The sequence below is a fragment of the Paenibacillus sp. J22P218 genome, from assembly GCF_056269195.1.
In genome coordinates this window covers 1,198,601-1,216,901 of the sequence record NZ_JBWDNL010000001.1, presented here as the reverse complement: position 1 = coordinate 1,216,901, position 18,301 = coordinate 1,198,601, and the positions used below count along the sequence as shown (strand labels likewise).

At 49.8% G+C, this 18,301-nt stretch carries 11 protein-coding genes; 1 reads left to right on the top strand and 10 read right to left on the bottom strand.

Annotated features, from left to right (window positions below; genetic code table 11):
* Positions 1-4: 4 nt before the first annotated feature.
* Together spoVAD and spoVAC are read right to left on the bottom strand one after the other, a co-directional pair.
* On the bottom strand, positions 5-1,018 hold the full coding sequence (spoVAD, locus tag AC0YN0_RS04870; protein WP_442049231.1) for a stage V sporulation protein AD: 1,014 nt from the start codon (positions 1,016-1,018) through the stop codon (positions 5-7).
* A gap of 1 nt (position 1,019) precedes the next feature.
* On the bottom strand, positions 1,020-1,511 hold the full coding sequence (spoVAC, locus tag AC0YN0_RS04865) for a stage V sporulation protein AC (RefSeq protein WP_475820253.1): 492 nt from the start codon (positions 1,509-1,511) through the stop codon (positions 1,020-1,022).
* 355 nt (positions 1,512-1,866) lie between these two features.
* Between spoVAC and AC0YN0_RS04860 the strand changes: the two genes are divergently transcribed.
* Positions 1,867-2,841, top strand: coding sequence for an IS1595 family transposase (locus AC0YN0_RS04860; RefSeq protein WP_475820252.1), 975 nt, complete (start codon positions 1,867-1,869; stop codon positions 2,839-2,841).
* A gap of 515 nt (positions 2,842-3,356) precedes the next feature.
* On the opposite strand, the gene AC0YN0_RS04855 is transcribed toward AC0YN0_RS04860, so the two are convergent.
* The 8 genes from AC0YN0_RS04855 to AC0YN0_RS04820 form a co-directional block, all read right to left on the bottom strand.
* Positions 3,357-5,381, bottom strand: a complete 2,025-nt coding sequence (locus tag AC0YN0_RS04855; RefSeq protein WP_475820251.1) for a beta-galactosidase — start codon at positions 5,379-5,381, stop codon at positions 3,357-3,359.
* Positions 5,382-5,458: 77 nt separating this feature from the next.
* The gene (locus tag AC0YN0_RS04850) at positions 5,459-7,165 is read right to left on the bottom strand and encodes an ABC transporter substrate-binding protein (RefSeq protein ID WP_475820250.1); all 1,707 of its coding nucleotides are present in this window, start codon (positions 7,163-7,165) and stop codon (positions 5,459-5,461) included.
* A gap of 70 nt (positions 7,166-7,235) precedes the next feature.
* On the bottom strand, positions 7,236-8,126 hold the full coding sequence (locus tag AC0YN0_RS04845) for a carbohydrate ABC transporter permease (protein WP_442049236.1): 891 nt from the start codon (positions 8,124-8,126) through the stop codon (positions 7,236-7,238).
* Positions 8,127-8,138: 12 nt separating this feature from the next.
* Positions 8,139-9,098 (bottom strand): ABC transporter permease, encoded by a 960-nt coding sequence (locus tag AC0YN0_RS04840; protein ID WP_475820249.1) that lies wholly within the window; start codon positions 9,096-9,098, stop codon positions 8,139-8,141.
* A 241-nt stretch (positions 9,099-9,339) separates the two neighbouring features.
* Complete coding sequence (locus AC0YN0_RS04835; RefSeq protein ID WP_475820248.1) at positions 9,340-10,872, bottom strand: response regulator transcription factor; 1,533 nt, start codon at positions 10,870-10,872, stop codon at positions 9,340-9,342.
* Positions 10,865-12,661 carry a sensor histidine kinase gene (locus AC0YN0_RS04830; RefSeq protein ID WP_475820247.1) on the bottom strand — a complete coding sequence of 599 codons (1,797 nt, stop codon included), beginning with the start codon at positions 12,659-12,661 and terminating at the stop codon, positions 10,865-10,867. The genes AC0YN0_RS04835 and AC0YN0_RS04830 overlap by 8 nt, the downstream gene beginning before the upstream one ends.
* A 251-nt stretch (positions 12,662-12,912) precedes the next feature.
* On the bottom strand, positions 12,913-15,756 hold the full coding sequence (locus AC0YN0_RS04825; RefSeq protein WP_475820246.1) for a glycoside hydrolase family 3 C-terminal domain-containing protein: 2,844 nt from the start codon (positions 15,754-15,756) through the stop codon (positions 12,913-12,915).
* 42 nt (positions 15,757-15,798) lie between these two features.
* Positions 15,799-18,180 carry a glycoside hydrolase family 95 protein gene (locus tag AC0YN0_RS04820; protein ID WP_475820245.1) on the bottom strand — a complete coding sequence of 794 codons (2,382 nt, stop codon included), beginning with the start codon at positions 18,178-18,180 and terminating at the stop codon, positions 15,799-15,801.
* Positions 18,181-18,301: the final 121 nt, after the last annotated feature.

Sequence of the window (18,301 nt, the reverse complement as noted above, 5' to 3'; positions counted from 1 at the left end):
CCGCTTAATCACCTCCGTTCGAGATTGCGACAGCATGCGCAATGCATGGAATGCTCTCGCCTTGCTGGAACGATAAGGGAGAAAGCAAAGCGCCCGTTGCCACAACCAATATCCGATTAAGCTCTCCTTGCCGAAGACGCTTAAGCAGATGACCGTAGGTGACGACAGCTGAGCAGCCGCAGCCGCTTCCGCCTGCTTGCACCTTCTGCCGCTTCACGTCATAGACCATAAGGCCGCAATCACTGAAAACGGTATCGTCCATCGGCACCCCGTCCTTGATAAGCAGCTCCTTCGCGATGGGATGACCAACTCCGGCAAGATCGCCGGTTACGATCAAATCATAGTCCTTCGGCGTTCGTCCCGTATCATTAAAATGCATCTGAATCGTATCGACCGCTGCGGGTGCCATCGCTGCTCCCATATTGAACGGATCCTTAATGCCGAGATCGACGATTTTGCCAATCGTCGCGCATTCGATAACAGGGCCATCGCCCTTAGCGGCTATCACCGCAGCGCCTGCCCCCGTTACGGTGTATTGCGCTGTTGGCGGCTTCTGTGACCCGTATTCTGTCGGATACCGAAACTGCTTCTCCGCCGTACAGTTATGGCTGCAAGTACCTGCTAACGCATAATGCGCTCCCCCCGCATTAACAATCATCGCCGTTAGCGCTAACGACTCCATCGATGTCGAGCAAGCACCGAACACGCCAAGATAAGGAACGCCAAGCGATCTTGCCGCGAAGCTGTTGCTAATAATTTGATTCATAAGATCGCCGCCGATGTAATACTGCAGATCGTCACGCTGGATGCCTGCGTTCTGAATGGCGAATTCAGACGCTTGCTCCAGCAGCAGGCGCTCCGCCTTCTCCCAGCTCTTTTGCTGCATATCAAGCTCGGGATGTATTAGATCAAAGTCGGCGGCAAGCGGTCCGTCGCCCTCATCGGGCCCGACTACAGTAGCAGCGCCTAGAATGACCGGGCGTTTGTCGAACCTCCAGGATTGTTTGCCGAGCAGCATCTTATTGCCCCCCAGTTCCAAGAATGAGATGTGCGATACCGACGAAAAAAGCGGCTACAACGCCAAAAACAATAACGGAGCCAGCCAGCTTGAACATGTTAGCTCCGACGCCAAGCACAAGGCCTTCGCTTCGATGCTCCAGCGCTGCAGAGCACATCGAGTTCGCAAAGCCCGTAACGGGAACTGCCGAACCGGCGCCAGCCCATTGCGCAATCTTGTCGTAAACGCCGATGCTCGTCAATATAACCGACAACAATATAAGCACTGCTACAGTCGGATTGCCCGCGGCCTCCCTTTCCATTCCCATCAAATGTACGAACATCTCCGTAATGACTTGCCCGAGCACACAGATTAAGCCGCCGATGATGAAAGCTCTAATGCAATTGGCGAACACCGACCTGGAAGGCTCGCGCGTCTTGGCGAATGTCTGATATTCCTTAGGCGACATCGACATTTTTTTGTACTTTTGACCGCCCGCGCTTTTCGTTGACAACCCTTCATCCTCCTTCACTCGTGCGGCTTACCTCATTTACGCCGCCTGTTCATCATGACAGAACAATCTGTCTTCCCGTTCATTATTTGTCACCACGGCGTTACTTATGCTTCAAATTCCAATCTAGTCAACATCGGCCAAGCACTTTCACTTTCTTTTCTCCGATCAGTGCGTCATCCTCGTTTTTATCCTTTTAGTCCATTCTCCCCTCTACTCAGGAGCGATCTAACTCAGGAGCGATCTAAATGAATCAATCGTATATTCATTGCAAACCAGCTATTGTTTATCGCTTCCATTTTTGATAAAATCATATCAGAACATATGTTCTTATTTATTGATGAGGAGGTTGCTCTAAATGGCATTAACGGCTTACATAGATCAATTCAATCAGAGCTTTCCAACTGAGCAGCAATGTTTGTCATTTATATATGAGTGGAAGTGGCCTAACGGTTTTCGCTGCCCGCGATGCAGCCATTCCGCCGCATACACAATCTCGACACGGAACCAGCCTTTATTTGAATGCAGAAAGTGCAAACACCAGACTACCCTGACCGCTAACACAGTGTTCAACAAAAGCCGCACAGCGCTTCGCAAGTGGCTTTTGGTTCTCTTCCTTGTATCGTCAAGCAAGGAGGGAATTCATGCTGTCCAGCTTGCGGAATTGATTCAAGTGACATATAAGACGGCTTGGTCCATGCTTAACAAAGTCCGTGCTGCCATATCGGAGTATGATGAGCGTACGCTCCTTAACGGTTTCGTCGAAGCAAAGTTAGAAGTATATATGAAGCAATTGCATCCTACATATGTGGGCGAGAATAAGGAGCATGCAGCAATCGCAGCCAGCGGGACATTACCGAACCAATCTTCTTCCTATTTCAAAATAAAACTGGCAAAAGAAAAAGGCATTGCGCGCAATCGGCTTTCTTCTTCAATGGAAGAAGCGTTCATAAAAGATCATGTCCATCCCGAACTCGATCAACTCACCATTAATCGCTGGTATGTAAATGTTCCTAATTCCACAGCAACGCTGCCCCAACTAGCTCAATCAGCCTTCAAATGGATGAATGACCGGTTTCACGGACTTTCCCTGAAATACGCTCAATCCTATTTGGACGAGTATTGTTATCGTCGCAATATTTCTTATGAACATTCATGTACCCCACTCGCACATTTGCTTAGCCTCTGCCTTTCCAAGAAAGGTTCTGCCTCTGACAAGCCATACTGGACAGATTCCAATCTAGCGGCAATTAACAAACGATATATAGAGAGACAGCGCATCGACTGGTCTTCCATGTTCAATCCGGTCAGTGCAATCGATCAAGTGGTCTAAACCACTTTTCAATGATCCTAATTGACCAGAATACGCTGGATCGCTGCGATTAAATCTGTTGACTTTCGGTTGATTTGGTTTTCTTCCTGAGCTAATGGGAGAGTGGAGCAAAAGAGAGTAAAAGAGAAAGAAATAGAGGAAGTAAATGAGGAAGAAAGAAAAAGAGTTAGCAGCGTCGCGCAGAAATGATTTTATCGAAATATCGGTTAGTAAGAAGAGGAAAAGTCATGGACCAAAATAAAAAACCGAGCTCAACTCCGTAGGAGGTGGGCTCGGCGGTAGATGGTGGTTACGGGCGATTCACGGGCACTTGAGCATTTATTTATAGCCATGAAGTGATTAATAGGATAACGAGCAATACGTACAGCACGAGTACAATAAGCGATAACGAAAGTGGTGTACGCCGTTTCCTTGACATCTGCCGTCCCCCTCGCAGTGGGCTTCTACCGTTACTATATGCCGCCGACTGCGAGGACGGAGCTTGTCTGGTTCGTCGTTATCGATAATATTCGATGCTATTGCTCAATAATGAGAACGCCTTTGGCAGCAACGCTGTATTCACCACTAACAAGCTCGCCAGACAGCAAATCTTTGCGCGGCTCATCTTGAAGCCGTACAACCGAAGCTTCGGAATTATGGTTCAGCACGAAGGTGAACGATTTGCCGTCTTTGATACGGCGAGTCACTTCCACGCCGCTTGGCGCTGCTAGCAGAGGCTCGATGCCCTTCTCCTTGCAGATGGTGGAAAGCAGCGATTGCAGCATAGCCTTATCCGGGCTGGAGGCGACATACCATGCCTCGCCTTCACCGAATTTGTTGACCGTCAACGCCGGCATGCCTTGGTAGAAGTCGGAGCCGTATTCCGCGATGACTTCCGCACCTTCGGAATGAATAAGGTCGCATAGAATACTGCATGAATAGGTGCCGCTCAGCTCGCCTCTCGCATTGTTCACAACGATTTGATTCGTCTGGCCTGGCAGCAGCGAGTCGATCTCCTCTGCCCAGATACCGAGTACGTTACGCAGCTTGCCTGGATAACCGCCGATCGTTACGAGATCGTTCTCGTTCACGATGCCGCTGAAGAAGGTCGTAATGAACGTACCTCCGCGGGCAACGAATTGTTCAACCTTCTCGGCAAAGCCTGGCTTAACCATGTACATAACCGGCGCGATAACGAGATCGTATTTATCCATGTTTTCTTCTACGCTGATCATATCGGCCTGAATGTTCAATTCAAATAACGCATCGTAGTACTTATGCACTTCGTCCACGTATTTCAGCGCAACGCTTGGTCCGCTCGACAGCTCGACAGCCCAGCGGTTCTCCCAATCAAAGACGATCGCCGCTTTAGCGTCGTTACGTGAATCAAGAAGCGTATCGCCAAGCTGCTGCAGCTCATGGCCAAGCTCGGCGCATTCACGGAATACGCGCGTATGCTCATGCCCAACATGCTCGATGACCGCGCCATGATACTTCTCGCATGCGCCGATTGAGCGGCGAAGCTGGAAGAACATCACGGTATCCGCGCCATGGGCTACCGCTTGATAGCTCCATAGCCGCATGACGCCAGGACGCTTCAACGAGTTATACGCTTGCCAGTTCTGCTGGCTTGGCGTCTGCTCCATCAGCATGAACGGCTGTCCGCTCTTCAGACCGCGCATAAGCGAGTGCGTCATAGCGGTGAAGCTGACAGGCGTATCAATGGAAGGATAGTTATCCCACGAGACAACGTCCATATGCTTAGCCCATTTGAAATAATCGAGCTCAGGGTAAGTGCCCATTAAGTTCGTAGTAATCTGTACATTGCTCGAATGCTTGCGGATGGCATCATGCTCAAGAAGGTAGCAATCCAGCAGGCTGTCCGATTGGAAACGGCGGTAGTCGAGCGAAATGCTTTGGAAGTTGGTCCGGTTACCGTTCCACTCCTCGCTAAGCGCGTTCGGAGGAACGATTTCGTCCCACTCATAGAACGTATGACCCCAGAAGCCCGTGTACCAAGCCGAATTCAGCTGTTCGATACTTCCGTACCGCTTCTGAAGCCATACACGGAATTGCTCTGCGCAATTGTCGCAATAGCAATAGCCGCCGTATTCGTTAGAAATATGCCAAACGACAAGTCCGGGGTGATCTTTATAACGCTCAGCAATTTTCTCTGCTAAGAGTGCGGAATACTTACGATAAGTCGGGCTGCTCGGACAGGAGTTATGGCGTCCGCCGAATTTACGCTTGCGTCCATCGTAATCAACGCGAGTCACATCCGGGTATTTCTTAGCCATCCATGCCGGATGCGCGCCTGTGCTCGTTGCGAGCGTAATATAAATATTGTCCTTGTAGAGCCTGTCCATAATGCGGTCAAGCCACTCAAAGTTGTATGTATCCTCGTTCGGCTGAATACGCGCCCAAGAGAATACGTTAACCGTTGCTACGTCGATGTCCGCGAGCTTCAGCATGCGGATATCGTCTTCCATCACTTCGTCCGGCCATTGCTCTGGGTTATAATCGCCGCCATACCAAATTTTCGAAAGTTTATTGTTGATCATCGTTTGTCTCTCTCCCTCGATTAAACAACGGAAAGAGCTCATCTGCATGAGCTCTCCGTTTTCTTATTATTTTATGCTTATTTGGACCAAAGCTCAACGCGGTCTTTAACCATTTTCGTAAACTCAGCATTCAACTCAGCTGCGCCTGCATCTTCAAGATCTTTCAAGAATGCATCGTATACTTTGTCGAAATCGGCTGGCTTAGCAAGAATTGCTTCAGGGATACGTTTCTTCATAATATCTTGTGTCTTCTGGAAGATAACGTTCGCTTTGGAGCCAGTCTCGAACGGCAATGTCCAAGCAGCGCCGTATTTGCGCTCAGGGAACGCGTCGTCAGCCGGCCAGAAATCTTTGTACACTTTTACGCCGTAAGCTGCAAGCGTCTTTTTGTCTGCTTCAGTGTAAGCAGTCTGGATTTGTTCAGGGAACGTCGTTGTATAGTAGTTGCCTGTAGGATCCAGCACGCCGTCACCATAACGAGCGGACAAGAAGTAGTTGCCGATACCAGTCGTTTTCTTGAAATTGTTGTTGTCGTTCGTTTTCATAGCTTGTACGTCTTCAGGAATAACGCGTTTGCCATCAACAACGTTGTAGTGCTTGCCTTCAATACCCCAATTCACAAGTACTTGGCCTTCGTCGGAAGCAAGGTAGTCAAGGTATTTAATCAAACGAACTGGATCTTGCGCGCTAGTCGTAATACCTACGCCGTAACCGGACAGGTAGCCTGTTCCTTGGAAGGAATGGTCTTGATATTGATCGTTAAGCGTTACTGGGAAACGTGCATAAGTCGCACCGAATTTGCCTTCAGCTTTCAAAGCGTTCTCAGCATCTGCGTAATCCCAGTTTTGGTCGATCAAGCCGATAACGCGGCCGGAAGCGATTTTTGCTTTGTATTGATCGTACTTCTGAACGAAGCTTTCTTTGTCAAGCAAGCCTACATCGTTCATGTGGTTCAACCAACGGAAATATTCTCTTTCTTCAGGACGTTGGTAGTGCATGATTGCTTCATGCGTATCTTGGTTGACATAGAATTCGCCGTCATCCGGTGCGCCAGTAGCGTAGAAAGCAGGGTTTGTAACGGAAATCAGAATTTGCCATTCTCCGCCGTTCAGGGACATGCCGATACGCGGTTGGCCGTCTTCTGTTTTAGGGTTTTTCTCGAGGTACGCTTTGATCGCGTTCTCGTAATCCTGAACCGTCTTGATCTCAGGATATCCAGCAGCTTCAAGCACTTGGTGCTGCAATTGGAAACCGCCGCCCGCATCGAAATACGTGTGGCCAACAAGATCTAGAGGAAGAGTATAAATGGCATCGTCATCCGCACTCCATACAAGACGATTGAGGTATTCGCCGTAAATCTTTTTGATGTTAGGAGCATATTCTTCGATCAATGGACGAAGATCGACCATTGCGCCTGCGTCAACAAGCTTGCCGATATTGCCTTTTGGCATTACAAGATCCGGATAATCGTCACTTGCTACCATTAGGGCGAACATATCAGCGTCAGAGCCACCTACAGGAAACTCGGCTTTAATCGAAACGCCCGTTTTTTCTACCAGAAATTTGCCGATGTCGCTTTGATTATCGTCCCAGTTCGCATTAACGTCACCGGATGCGAAACGGATTGTCATCGGTTCAAGGTTTTCGGATTCTGCCGGCGCATTCGTGCCGTTGCCGGCATTCTCGCCATTGTTGTTGCCAGTGTTGTTGGAGCCGCATGCCGTTACGAAAACGAACACAAGCGCCAAAAGCAACGTTAGAGCGTACTGTGTCTTTCTTTTCATTGCCTTAAAGCCTCCCTTTTCTTGTATAAAGATTGTTGTGTATATAACAGGAAACCTGCTATTACCAATGTTAGCTTTTCACTGCGCCCAATGTCATTCCTTTGACGAAATATTTTTGCAGGAACGGATAGACGAGCAAAATCGGTACGGTAACGACGATCGTAATCGCCATCTTGATCGATTCCGGGGATACGGATGCGATCGCTTGCTGTGCGTTCGGGTCGCGATAGTTGTTGCCCGATTGCGTCGACTGAAGGACTTTCATTAATTCATATTGCAACGTCGTATTTCCAGGAACGCGGGCGTTGTACAAATACGTATCAAACCAAGCATTCCAATGTCCTACGGCGATGAATAACGCAATTGTGGCAAGAACCGGCTGGCAAAGCGGAAGAATGATCCGCCAGAAGATGATCCAGTCGTTCGCGCCGTCGATCTTAGCCGACTCTTGCAGCGCGTAAGGCAATCCGTCGATGAAGGAACGAACAACGAATACGTTCCACACGCTTAGGAGAGCCGGAATGATATACACGTAGAACGAACCGATCAAACCTAAGTTTTTGATAAGCAAGAACCCTGGGATAAGCCCGCCCGAGAAATACATCGTCATGGCGAACAAGAATGACATCCATCTTCTTCCCTGGAAGTCGGGCCGGCTTAACGTATACGCCAGCATGGAAGCGGCGATAACGCCGAGGAGCGTACCGACTACCGTCCGGATCACCGAGTTTCTAAACCCGGTGATAAGTCCCTCAAAGCCGAAAATCGTCTCGTAGTTTTTCCAAGTAAACTCCCGCGGGAATATCGTTATACCGCCGCGTACGGTGTCAACCGAATCGTTGAACGAGATTGCGAGTACGTTAAGGAAAGGATATAACGTTACGATCCCCACGATCGCCATCACTACATAAATGAATATATCGAATATTTTGTCGCTGCTTCTCTGTACAGTCCCTTGCATATGCCGCTCCTCCTATATGATTGATTCTTTGGTGACTCGTTTGTATATACCGTTCGCAATTAATACGAGCAGAATGCTGACGACGGAGTTGAATATGCCGATTGCCGTACCATACGAATAGCGGCTCATCTGTATCCCGTACTTGAGCGCATACAAATCGAGTACTTCTGAATAATCCGTAACGAGAGGATTGCCTAGCAGCATCTGCTTCTCGAAGCCAATACCGATCAAATGGCCGATCGAAAGAATGAACAGAACCATGAAAGTCGTACGAATGCCAGGCAGTGTAATATGCCACATTTTGCGGAAGCGTCCTGCGCCGTCCACCGTCGAAGCTTCGTACAGTTCCGGATCAATACCGGCCATTGCGGCTAAGAAGATGATCGAGTTCCAGCCTAGCTCCTTCCACAGATCCGACAAGGTTACGATACCCCAGAACCACTCGCCTTTAGCCATGAATTGAATCGGCTCGTCAATAAGATGCAGCGACATCAGCAATTGATTAATTGCGCCGCCGTCCGTTGACAGCATCTTCGTTACGAGACCTGCTACAACGACCCATGATACGAAATGGGGCAAATACGAAATCGTTTGAATCGAGCGCTTGAAAAACTGCCCTTTCATTTCGTTAAGTAAAAGAGCGAATATGACAGGAATCGTAAATCCGACGATAAGTCCCATCGAGCTCATTGCCAGCGTATTTCTAAGGACGAGATAAAACCGTTCATCCCCGAACAATTCAACAAAATTGTCCAACCCTACCCACTTCTGATCCAAGAACGAATTTTTTGGTTTGTAGTTCTGGAATGCGGTGATCCAGCCCCATACCGGGACGTATGCGAATACAATGACCCAAATGACGAAAGGCAGCGACATTAGATACAAATAACGCTGTTGAAGGGCTCTCTTCCAAACGGAAGACTTCTGCTTCGTCCCTTTCTGCGGAACGTCTTTTGCTGTTAGCGATTTCATGAATGCTCCTCCTATTTAACGAACACAGTCGGCTTGGCAAGTGTAACTTCTCTGTTCTGTAGCTTGCCCTCTCTCTTATGTCCTAATGATACCCGACAGGCAGGACTACATTGCACCCGACAAATCCGTGCGAAAATCATATAAAAATACGCTCTTTCAAGCGCTTTCATTTGGACCGTCGGCACAACAAAAAAACGAGCTGCCTCTTTCGTTCATAGTGTGAACGATCGGCAAGCCCGTCTTATATTTTCTTATACGTGGAAGGAGATACGCCTTTGTACTTCTTGAATTTACTGTGGAAGTAGTCAACGTTTGCGTATCCAACCCGCTCGGATACTTGATGAACCTTCATCCCCTCCTGCAGCAGCTCAATAGCGTGCTGGATTCGGACTTCGTCCAAGTAGGTATTGAAATGCTGACCGGTGTGGCTTTTGAACATTTTGCCCAAATATCCGCTATTGTAATTGAATAGATCGGCTAGTGTCTCCAGCTTAAGATTCTCATAATAATGACGATCAATAAAATCGGTAATTTGCTTCATCACCGAAGTTGCGTCAGAGCTACCTATCTTCTGAGCTAGCTCAACAAGCTTGGCATTCAGCTTATCCAGCATCTCATTATAATGATGCTCCAGGTAGAGTGCGGTAATCATCTGCAAATACTCTTGAATCGGCAACGTCGGATTAGCCGTTGACACTTTGTTCAAGACCATCGATACGATACCCGCCCAGGTTGACTTAAGCTGCTGTTCAGTGATGTCGCCAGCTTCTCCTAGTTGTGCCTCCGCTTCGCGAAGCGCCTTCTCAACTCCTTCGGCGCTGCCGATATCGATCATATAAAAGAAACGCTGAGCGAACGACTCCATAATTGGAGTCAAATCGCTTTCTATTGGATGCTCCTCTCGCGTCTGCGATGCGGTATGAATCTGTCCGCCCTTCAGCATGAACCTTCGCTTCAGCAAGCCGCTGACAAAGGGGGCCCAGTCCTGCAGCTCCCGCCAATCGCGAACAGGCTCGCTGACCGCTGCCGCAAACCTGGCATTCGGTCCGCATAGCTCAGCCAACCAGCCATTCATCTGCTCCCGCGACCCGCTCTGCAGCAAATAATCTTTCAGCAACACGCCGATGTAGGGCTCTGCGCTGAATACGAAACCAATCTCTTTCTGCTCGATAAGCTCAGCAAGCTTTTTCTTAAACGTATCGCCTCTCGTTAAAGAATGCTCTCGGCTATACACCTCAATTAGCATAAGTTGATAATATTTCGCAGGAGTACCTAGCAGAGCCTGTGCTTCGTCATCGAATGTCGTCTCCTCAAAACTTTGGCTGCCAGCCAGCTTCTGGAGCAATTCATCCCGACGCAGCAGCATCGTCTGTTCGCTGCTTGCCTGCTGCTCGCCTCTTCGCTTCAAGCTGTCGGCGATTCGCTTTACATAGGTCTCGAGCTCATCCTCGTCAACCGGCTTCAAAATATAGCCGTCAACGCCAAAGCCGATCGCTTGCTTAGCATAGTCAAAGTCAGCATAACCGCTCAATATAATGAAGTTCGTAGTCGTATCGTCTTGCCTCACTTCTTGAATGACTTGCAGTCCGTCCATTCCAGGCATACGAATATCAATGAGGATAAGATCGGGCTGCAGTTCCCGATATTTAGTTAAAGCATCACGTCCGTTCGACGCTTCGCCTACAACGGTGAAACCATGCTTGTCCCATTCGATAATTGATTTAAGCCCTTCACGAATCATCGGTTCATCGTCTACGATCATGACTTTATGCAAAATGATGACCCCCCAGTGGTATTTCGAACGCAATGCGAGTACCCTCGGCACTGCTCTGTATTTGAAGACCGTGTGCCTCTCCATAAATCATAACCAGCCGTTGATGGACGTTGCGAAGTCCAATGCGGTATTCATCTTCTTCCTCCATATCATGAAGGGACTCGGTAATTTGGCGCATTCTCTCCTCGCTTATCCCAACGCCGTTATCTGCAACCTCCACACGCAGTTTGTTGCCGTCAACGCTCGTTATTAAGGAAATGAAGCCCCCTTCTGCCCGATCCTCAAGTCCATGTACGACCGCATTCTCAATAAGCGGTTGAATAATGAGCGGAGGAATCTCAATCCCTTCGCTTTGAGGCGCAATATTTAGAACGAAGGTTAAGCGTTCGTCTCCATACCTGAACTTCTGAATTTCCAAATAGCTGTGAACGATCTCAATCTCGGCCTTTAGGGCGATCTTTTTCGTTCCGATCTCGAGGTTGCGCCTAATCATCTTGCCAAGCATCCGCACAATGTACGAGATCTCCTTCTCGCCTTTAATATGGGCCTTCATCCGAATGGATTCGAGCGCATTAAACAAGAAATGAGGATTGATCTGACTGGCCATCATCTTCAGCTTAATTTCCTTCTGCCTTAATTGCAGTTGCGCCTGCTGCTGATGCGATTCGGTAACCTCGTCCATGAGTCCCCTAATGCTGACTACCATGTTATTAAACTGTCTTGATAGCAGTCCAATCTCGTCATTGCCGCTCACGTCGGAGATTACATTGAAGTCGCCAAGCGCCACCTTGTTCAAATCCTTGTTCAGCGCAAGCATCCGCTTCGCGAGAATAGCAGAGAAGAAATATATTAAGATGAAGGCGATAACAAGACTGATCAGAATAACGCCAAACCCGAGCAAGCTTATTCGGTTAGCGCCGCTAACAATGCTGTCTATTGTAAATACCGATACGATCTTAAGTCCGTTGCTGCTCGATGGCGGCATCAAATTCTCGATTACGACTTTGGACGGCTTGCCTTCGAACTTGAACTCGTACGTTCCTTCCGGCTTGTCCGTCAATTCGCTGGCGAAGTCGAGATCGGATATTTTCAGTCCGACCCAAGCGGTGTTTTTGGCAGCAATAATATATCCGTTGTCATCAAATATCATCGTATCGAACGGTTCTTGACTGATCATTCCATTTAATTCCTGTTGATTGACATCGATGACGAGCACGCCGCTCGTGCGGTACGTCGGGAATGATATTTTACGAATAAGGCTTAAATATTTGTTGTTGTTTTTTGTCTCATCCTTAATATACGCCCAAATGATGTTTTCTTGCGCAAGCGCAGCATTGTACCAGGGCATTGCCTCTATCGTGTCGTCTACCTTCAAGAACTCCCAATTGTCCAGTATCGTCATATTGGTCGTATAGAAACGAATATTGTAAACCTCGCTGTACAGCTTAATGTAATCGCGGAAGTCGCGGTAATCCCAGAACGCCTTCACGACCTCGAAGGTAGTATCGTAATGCGTATTAACGACATTCGTCAAACGACTGTCAACGAGCAGCTTATCAGAAATTTCAATCGGCATCCCGATAACATCCGTCGTCTGCTTCTTAATACGCTCCACATTATTCGTTATTTGCTGGGTAGCCTGATCGAGCACGTTCTGCCTGAACGCAACGGTTAGACACACGCCTACAATAAGTACCGGCACAAATACAACGAGGACGAAGGAAAAGATGAGTTTATTTTTGATGCGGACGTTATTCATTTTTTTTGTTAAAGATTTCATGCTGAACATCGTTCGGACTGCCTCCTCGGCAAGGAAAGCGTTTACTTAATTGCACATTTCAAGAAGTTACATCGCTTATTAAATGAAGCATCCTATATAATATAACATTGTTTGCTCAGAGCATACCTTCATTATTAGTTATTTTATCAGATGTAAATTAGAGATATACGCCAAAAAAAGAGACCTGCCGGAGCTGGCAGCCGTGTCGCTGTTCACTCCATAGGATCTCTTTGATAATAGGATTATGTTAATTGACTGCTTTAGTGAATACGAAAGTTGCTCAGCTTTACGCTGCCGCTTAGCTCCAGATACAAATCGTTCGATGCATCAACTCCGCTAAGCTCCGCTGAAACCGTAATCCAAGCTTGCTCTTCACCAGCTTGTACCTCGAGGATAGCCGCAACGGCGCCGTTCTCGCTGCCAGATCGAACGGTAATGGAACCGCCTGCTTGACCGCCTGCTGCTCTTGCCTCGATTACCGCTGCACCATTGCTCCAATCGATGTCATTGAAAGCGATCCACCCTGCATCGCCGGATAGACGAACGCAAGAGCCGCCTTCCTTGCTCTCATCCAAGTACACGCCTGCATACTCGTCATAGTTGTCCGCGCGTGTCGCTAGCGACAGGTTGCGGGCTGGAATGCTCTCGCCAGCAATGGTAACGGTTGTGGTTGCCTTAACGTCGGAAGATGAGCCGCCTGCTACAAACGTATATTCAGCTGTTTCCAGGCAGAATACGTCGCGCGTGACGTCCCAAACCGCTAGCTCTTCAGCCGGTACGGCTAACTGGACAAGCTTCGATTCGCCAGGCTGCAGCGCAATTCGAGTGAAACCAACAAGCTTCTTAAGCGGACGTTCCACTCTCGAGCCTTGGACGCGGACATACAGCTGAACGACTTCATCCGCTTGGACTGAAGATTCATTCGTTACGCGGAGCTGTACTTGTACTTCGCCCTCCAGCCCTTTCGTGCGATCGGCAACCTCTAAGCCGCTGTATGAGAATTGAGCGTAGCTAAGTCCATGACCGAATGGGTAGAGCGGCTCGCCGTCAAAGTACAAGTATGTCCGCTTCCCTTTGCGAATGTCGTAATCCATCAAGGCAGTCAACTGCTCCTCCGACTTATACCAAGTCATGTTCAGACGTCCTGCCGGCGAGTAGTCGCCGAACAGCACATCCGCAACCGCGTTGCCGAGCTCTTGCCCCGCATGGGACAAGTATACGATTGCCGGAATGCTGCTATTCACATCGTTCAGCGCGAACGGATAACTGCCGATAACGACAACGATCGTATTCGGGTTCACGGCATGCACAGCGCTAATCAGCTCGTTTTGCGATGCGGCAAGCTCAAGGCCCGGTCGATCAATCTCTTCTTTACCGTTAATCAGCGGATTGTTGCCGACGAAGACGATAGCCGTTTCTGCCGCTTTGGCAGCTGCGACAGCTTCCGCAATGCCTTCGCTTACGATTTTTTTAGTGAACAATCCGGCTTGACCGGTCACGTCTTCACTGTCCTGTTCAGATACGACGAGCGAGCCCGTTCCGTCTTCCGAAGCAACGACGGCTTTGCCATTCCAAGTACGGAGAGCGAACTTCCCGTTTTCTTGCTCTTGTGAATCCAGCTTGAATACTTCCTTCACGAACCAGCCAAACGCTTCGTCCGCGTTAGCTGCAATATTCGTATCGTCGGCGCTCGTAAGCAGCTTGCCATTCTCGGTGCTCTGCAGCGTATAGCTGCCCCAGCCCCAATCGGTCAGTTCAAAGATATCGCCAGCGCTGCCCTTGCCTGCGCCTTGCAGACGATTCTCGTTGTCCGCCGCAATTCGCAGTTCTTCACCGCTTGCTGCCGATTGCAATACGATACGGTCATTTCCGCTGTTGTAGGAGACGCTCTTCCCTTCCAGCTTGCTTGCAATCCCTTGCAGCGGAGTAACTTTGTAAGGGAGCGAGCCGGAATACCAGTCACGGTACACAACATCCGCAAGCGGACCAATAACGGCTACTCTGGTAAGTTTATCTTTGCTCAGCGGAAGCGCATTGTTCTCGTTCTTAAGCAATACGATCGACTCGCGTGCCGCTCGCAGCGACAGCTCGGCATGCTCTGGCGCGCATAGCTTCGACTCTGGCGTATTCGCATACGGTACTTCTTCCTCCGTATCGAACTCGCCAAGCATGAAACGAACGCGGAACGTATTGACGAGAGCCTTATCGAGATCGCTCTCCGCTAACAACCCATCTGCAAGCGCCTCGCGTATAGCTGCGCACGACTTGTCCTTGTCGTCGGTAATACTGTCGATGCCGGCTTTGATCGAGTGTGCGACCGCTTCCTTGTAGTTGTCATAATAGTGGTGATCGTTCACGATACCCAGCAAATCGCCAGCGTCGCTAACGATAAAGCCGTTCATGCCCCACTCTTCCTTCACGACCTTGTTTACATCGTCATGAAGAATCGTCGGCGTACCGTTGACGGAATTGTAGGAGGTCATCATCGAATGCGCGCCGCCCTTAACGAACGCAGGCTTGAACGCTGCTTGATAATATTCCTTCATATTGCGCGGGTCGATGCTCGCCGAGCAGCTTCCGCGATTGACTTCATTGTTGTTGCCTATAAAATGCTTCAGCGTCGCAACGGCCTTGAAATATTTCGGATGATCGCCTTGAATGCCTTGTACAAGACCAGCGGTAAGCTCGCCCGTCAGCTTCGGGTCTTCGCCGTATGCTTCCTCCGTGCGTCCCCAACGCGGATCACGCTCCATATCGACTGTCGGCGCCCACAGCGTGAGACCGTTGATTGCCGGATTGCGCTGATAAAAGACGCGCGCTTCGTCCCCTATAGCAGAACCAATCTCCTTCATAATATCCGGATTCCATGTGCAGCCGAGTCCAATCGGCTGCGGAAACGTCGTCGCTTCGCCTAACCATGCCATGCCATGTGCGGCCTCCGTGCCGTGCTTGTAAGCTTTCACGCCTAGCCGTTCAATCGCCGGCTGATATTGCACCATGGACTCGACCTTCTCTTCCAGCGTAAAACGGGATACAAGATCGACCGCGCGCTCATGCGCGGGTAAAGCCGAATTTTCATAGGGGTAACGTGTTTGATTCGTCATTAAGACACTCTCCTCTTCTATTTCGTGTTACTGGATGTTTCTCTATTTCAATGTGACGGTATACGACTCTCCTGGCACAGTAGCGAAAGACTTGCTCGTATCCAGCACTGCTCCGTCCTCTGAACGAACGACGAGAGCTATATCTCCATAAGACAACACGCAATTCTGACCATGCGTTGAGCGAACACGCGCATCAATCAGCTTGCCGTCTGCCCAGTTAAGGTCGATCTCGAAGCCGCCTCTTGCCTTCAATCCTCGAATATAACCAGTTGGCCAAGCCTCCGGCAAGGCAGGCAATAGTTCGATGTGGTCCAAGTGACTTTGGAGCAGAAGCTCCGCTATCCCCGCTGTTCCGCCGAAGTTGCCATCGATTTGGAACGGCGGGTGATCGTCGAACAGATTCGGATGCGTTGACCGGGCTAACAGCGTATGAATGAACCGATAGGCTTGCTCCGGCTCGCCAAGGCGTGCGTACAAATTAATAAGCCAAGCGCAGCTCCAGCCCGTATGCCCGCCGCCATTCGAAATACGGCTCGCCAGAGACAATCTGCCCGCTTCTAACAGCTCCGGTGTATGCTCGCGGTTAATAGCCGTCCCTGGATAAATTCCATAAAGATGTGAAACATGACGATGGCCAGGCTCTTGCTCTTCGAAAGCATGATGCCATTCTTGCAGCATGCCGCTAGCACCAATCTGAAGCGGCGGCAGCTTGCCTAGAGCCGTTTCAATTCTTACACTCAATTGCTCATCTGTATGAAGCAGCTTGGCCGCTTGAAGCATATGCTCGAACAGCTCGCGGATCAGCGTAATGTCCATAGCGGAGGAAACCGCTACGCTGCATGCTTCGCCTTCGGCCGTCAGGAACTTGTTCTCCGGCGAAGTCGATGGCGAGGTCATCACGTATCCGTCTTCCGTCTCAATCAGCCAATCGAGGCAGAACAATGCCGCTCCGCGCATGATCGGGTACGCTTTGTCGCGCAGAAACGCCAGCTCTGGATTGTACAAATAATGCTCCCACAAATGCTGCGTCAGCCATACGCCGCCCAGCGGCCAGAACGCCCAGCTCGGATGACCCTCGGTCGGAGTCGAAGCCCGCCATAGATCGACGTTGTGGTGTGCAACCCAGCCCTCTGCGCCATAATGAATGGCCGCGGTCCGCGAGCCGCTTTCGCTTAACTCCCCGCACATCGTTAGCAACGGCTCATGGCATTCGCTTAAATTCGCGAGCTCGGCTGGCCAATAGTTCATTTGTGTATTAATGTTCGTCGTGTAATCGCTGTTCCACGGCGGTTGAATGCGATGATTCCATATCCCCTGCAAGTTCGCAGGCTGTGTTCCCGGCCTTGAGCTTGCCATCAGCAAGTAGCGGCCATATTGGAAATAAAGTGCCTCCAGCCCTGGATCGCTCTCGCCTCGCTTATATGCGGCAAGACGCTCATCCGTCGGCAGCTGTCCATTCTCCGTCTCGCCAAGATGAAGCTGTACGCGGCGGAACATCTTCTGATGCTCCGCGATATGCCGCTCGCGAAGCTTCTCGTAACCGAGTGCAGCTGCTGCCGCCAAGATGCGATCATTCTCTTCGCTCAGCTCGTCCACTGAGCCCTCCGGCTGCTTGTCGAACCGCTTGAAGCTCGTTGAAGCTGAGAAGATCAGCGTGATTGAACTCGCATGCGTCACCTTCATGCAATGTTGATTGTGCTGATCCGTCGATATCGCGCTCTCACCCTGCAGGACGGCAAGACGCGCTTGAAAAATAACGCCTCGGTCGCTTTCGTATTGCACCGCTCTTGGATGATCGCCCCAGTAGTTGTCCGCCACATGCGTCGGACAACGACCGTCAATCGTCAGCGAGCGGTCATTCTCGCTGCCTAGCTCATTCGGCTGCGGGGATGTGAGCGATGCCTCGATTGTTAAGCCGCCCTCACCCTCCGCCTCATACTTGACGCACAGCACCTGATCGACGGCGCTGACGAACAGCTCGCGGCGATAGAACGTATCGCCAATGCGGAAGCGAACTGACTGTATCGCTTGGTCGAGATCAAGCGACCTTATAAATTCGGCGGCCTCATGTTCACCGCCGCCGTCAAACGTTTGCTTCAGCCACAGATCGCCCAGCGGCTGGTATGATTCCGTATTGCGCCCCAGCAGCTTCGACTGGACGAGCTGCTCCGCTTCTACATATTTATGATCTGCCAGCAGCTCTCGCACACGCTTCAGATAGCGAAGCGCCTCGTAGTTGTTCGTATCGCGGGGAAACCCCGACCATAACGTATCTTCGTTCAATTGAATGCGCTCTTGATTGATATCTCCGAACGCCATGCCGCCGATTCGGCCGTTGCCGACCGGAAGCGCCTCTTCCCAACATGAGGCCGGCTGCTTATACCATAACGACCACGGTTGCTCGTTATTTGTTTGTTTGTCCATGTGCTTCGCTCCTGTTACCGCTTTCATCTAATGTGAAAGAAGGTTATTATTCATCATAGCTACAATGTATCGGCTGCAACACCCGTAAGATCTCATGAAAAATCATATAAAAATTAGCGTT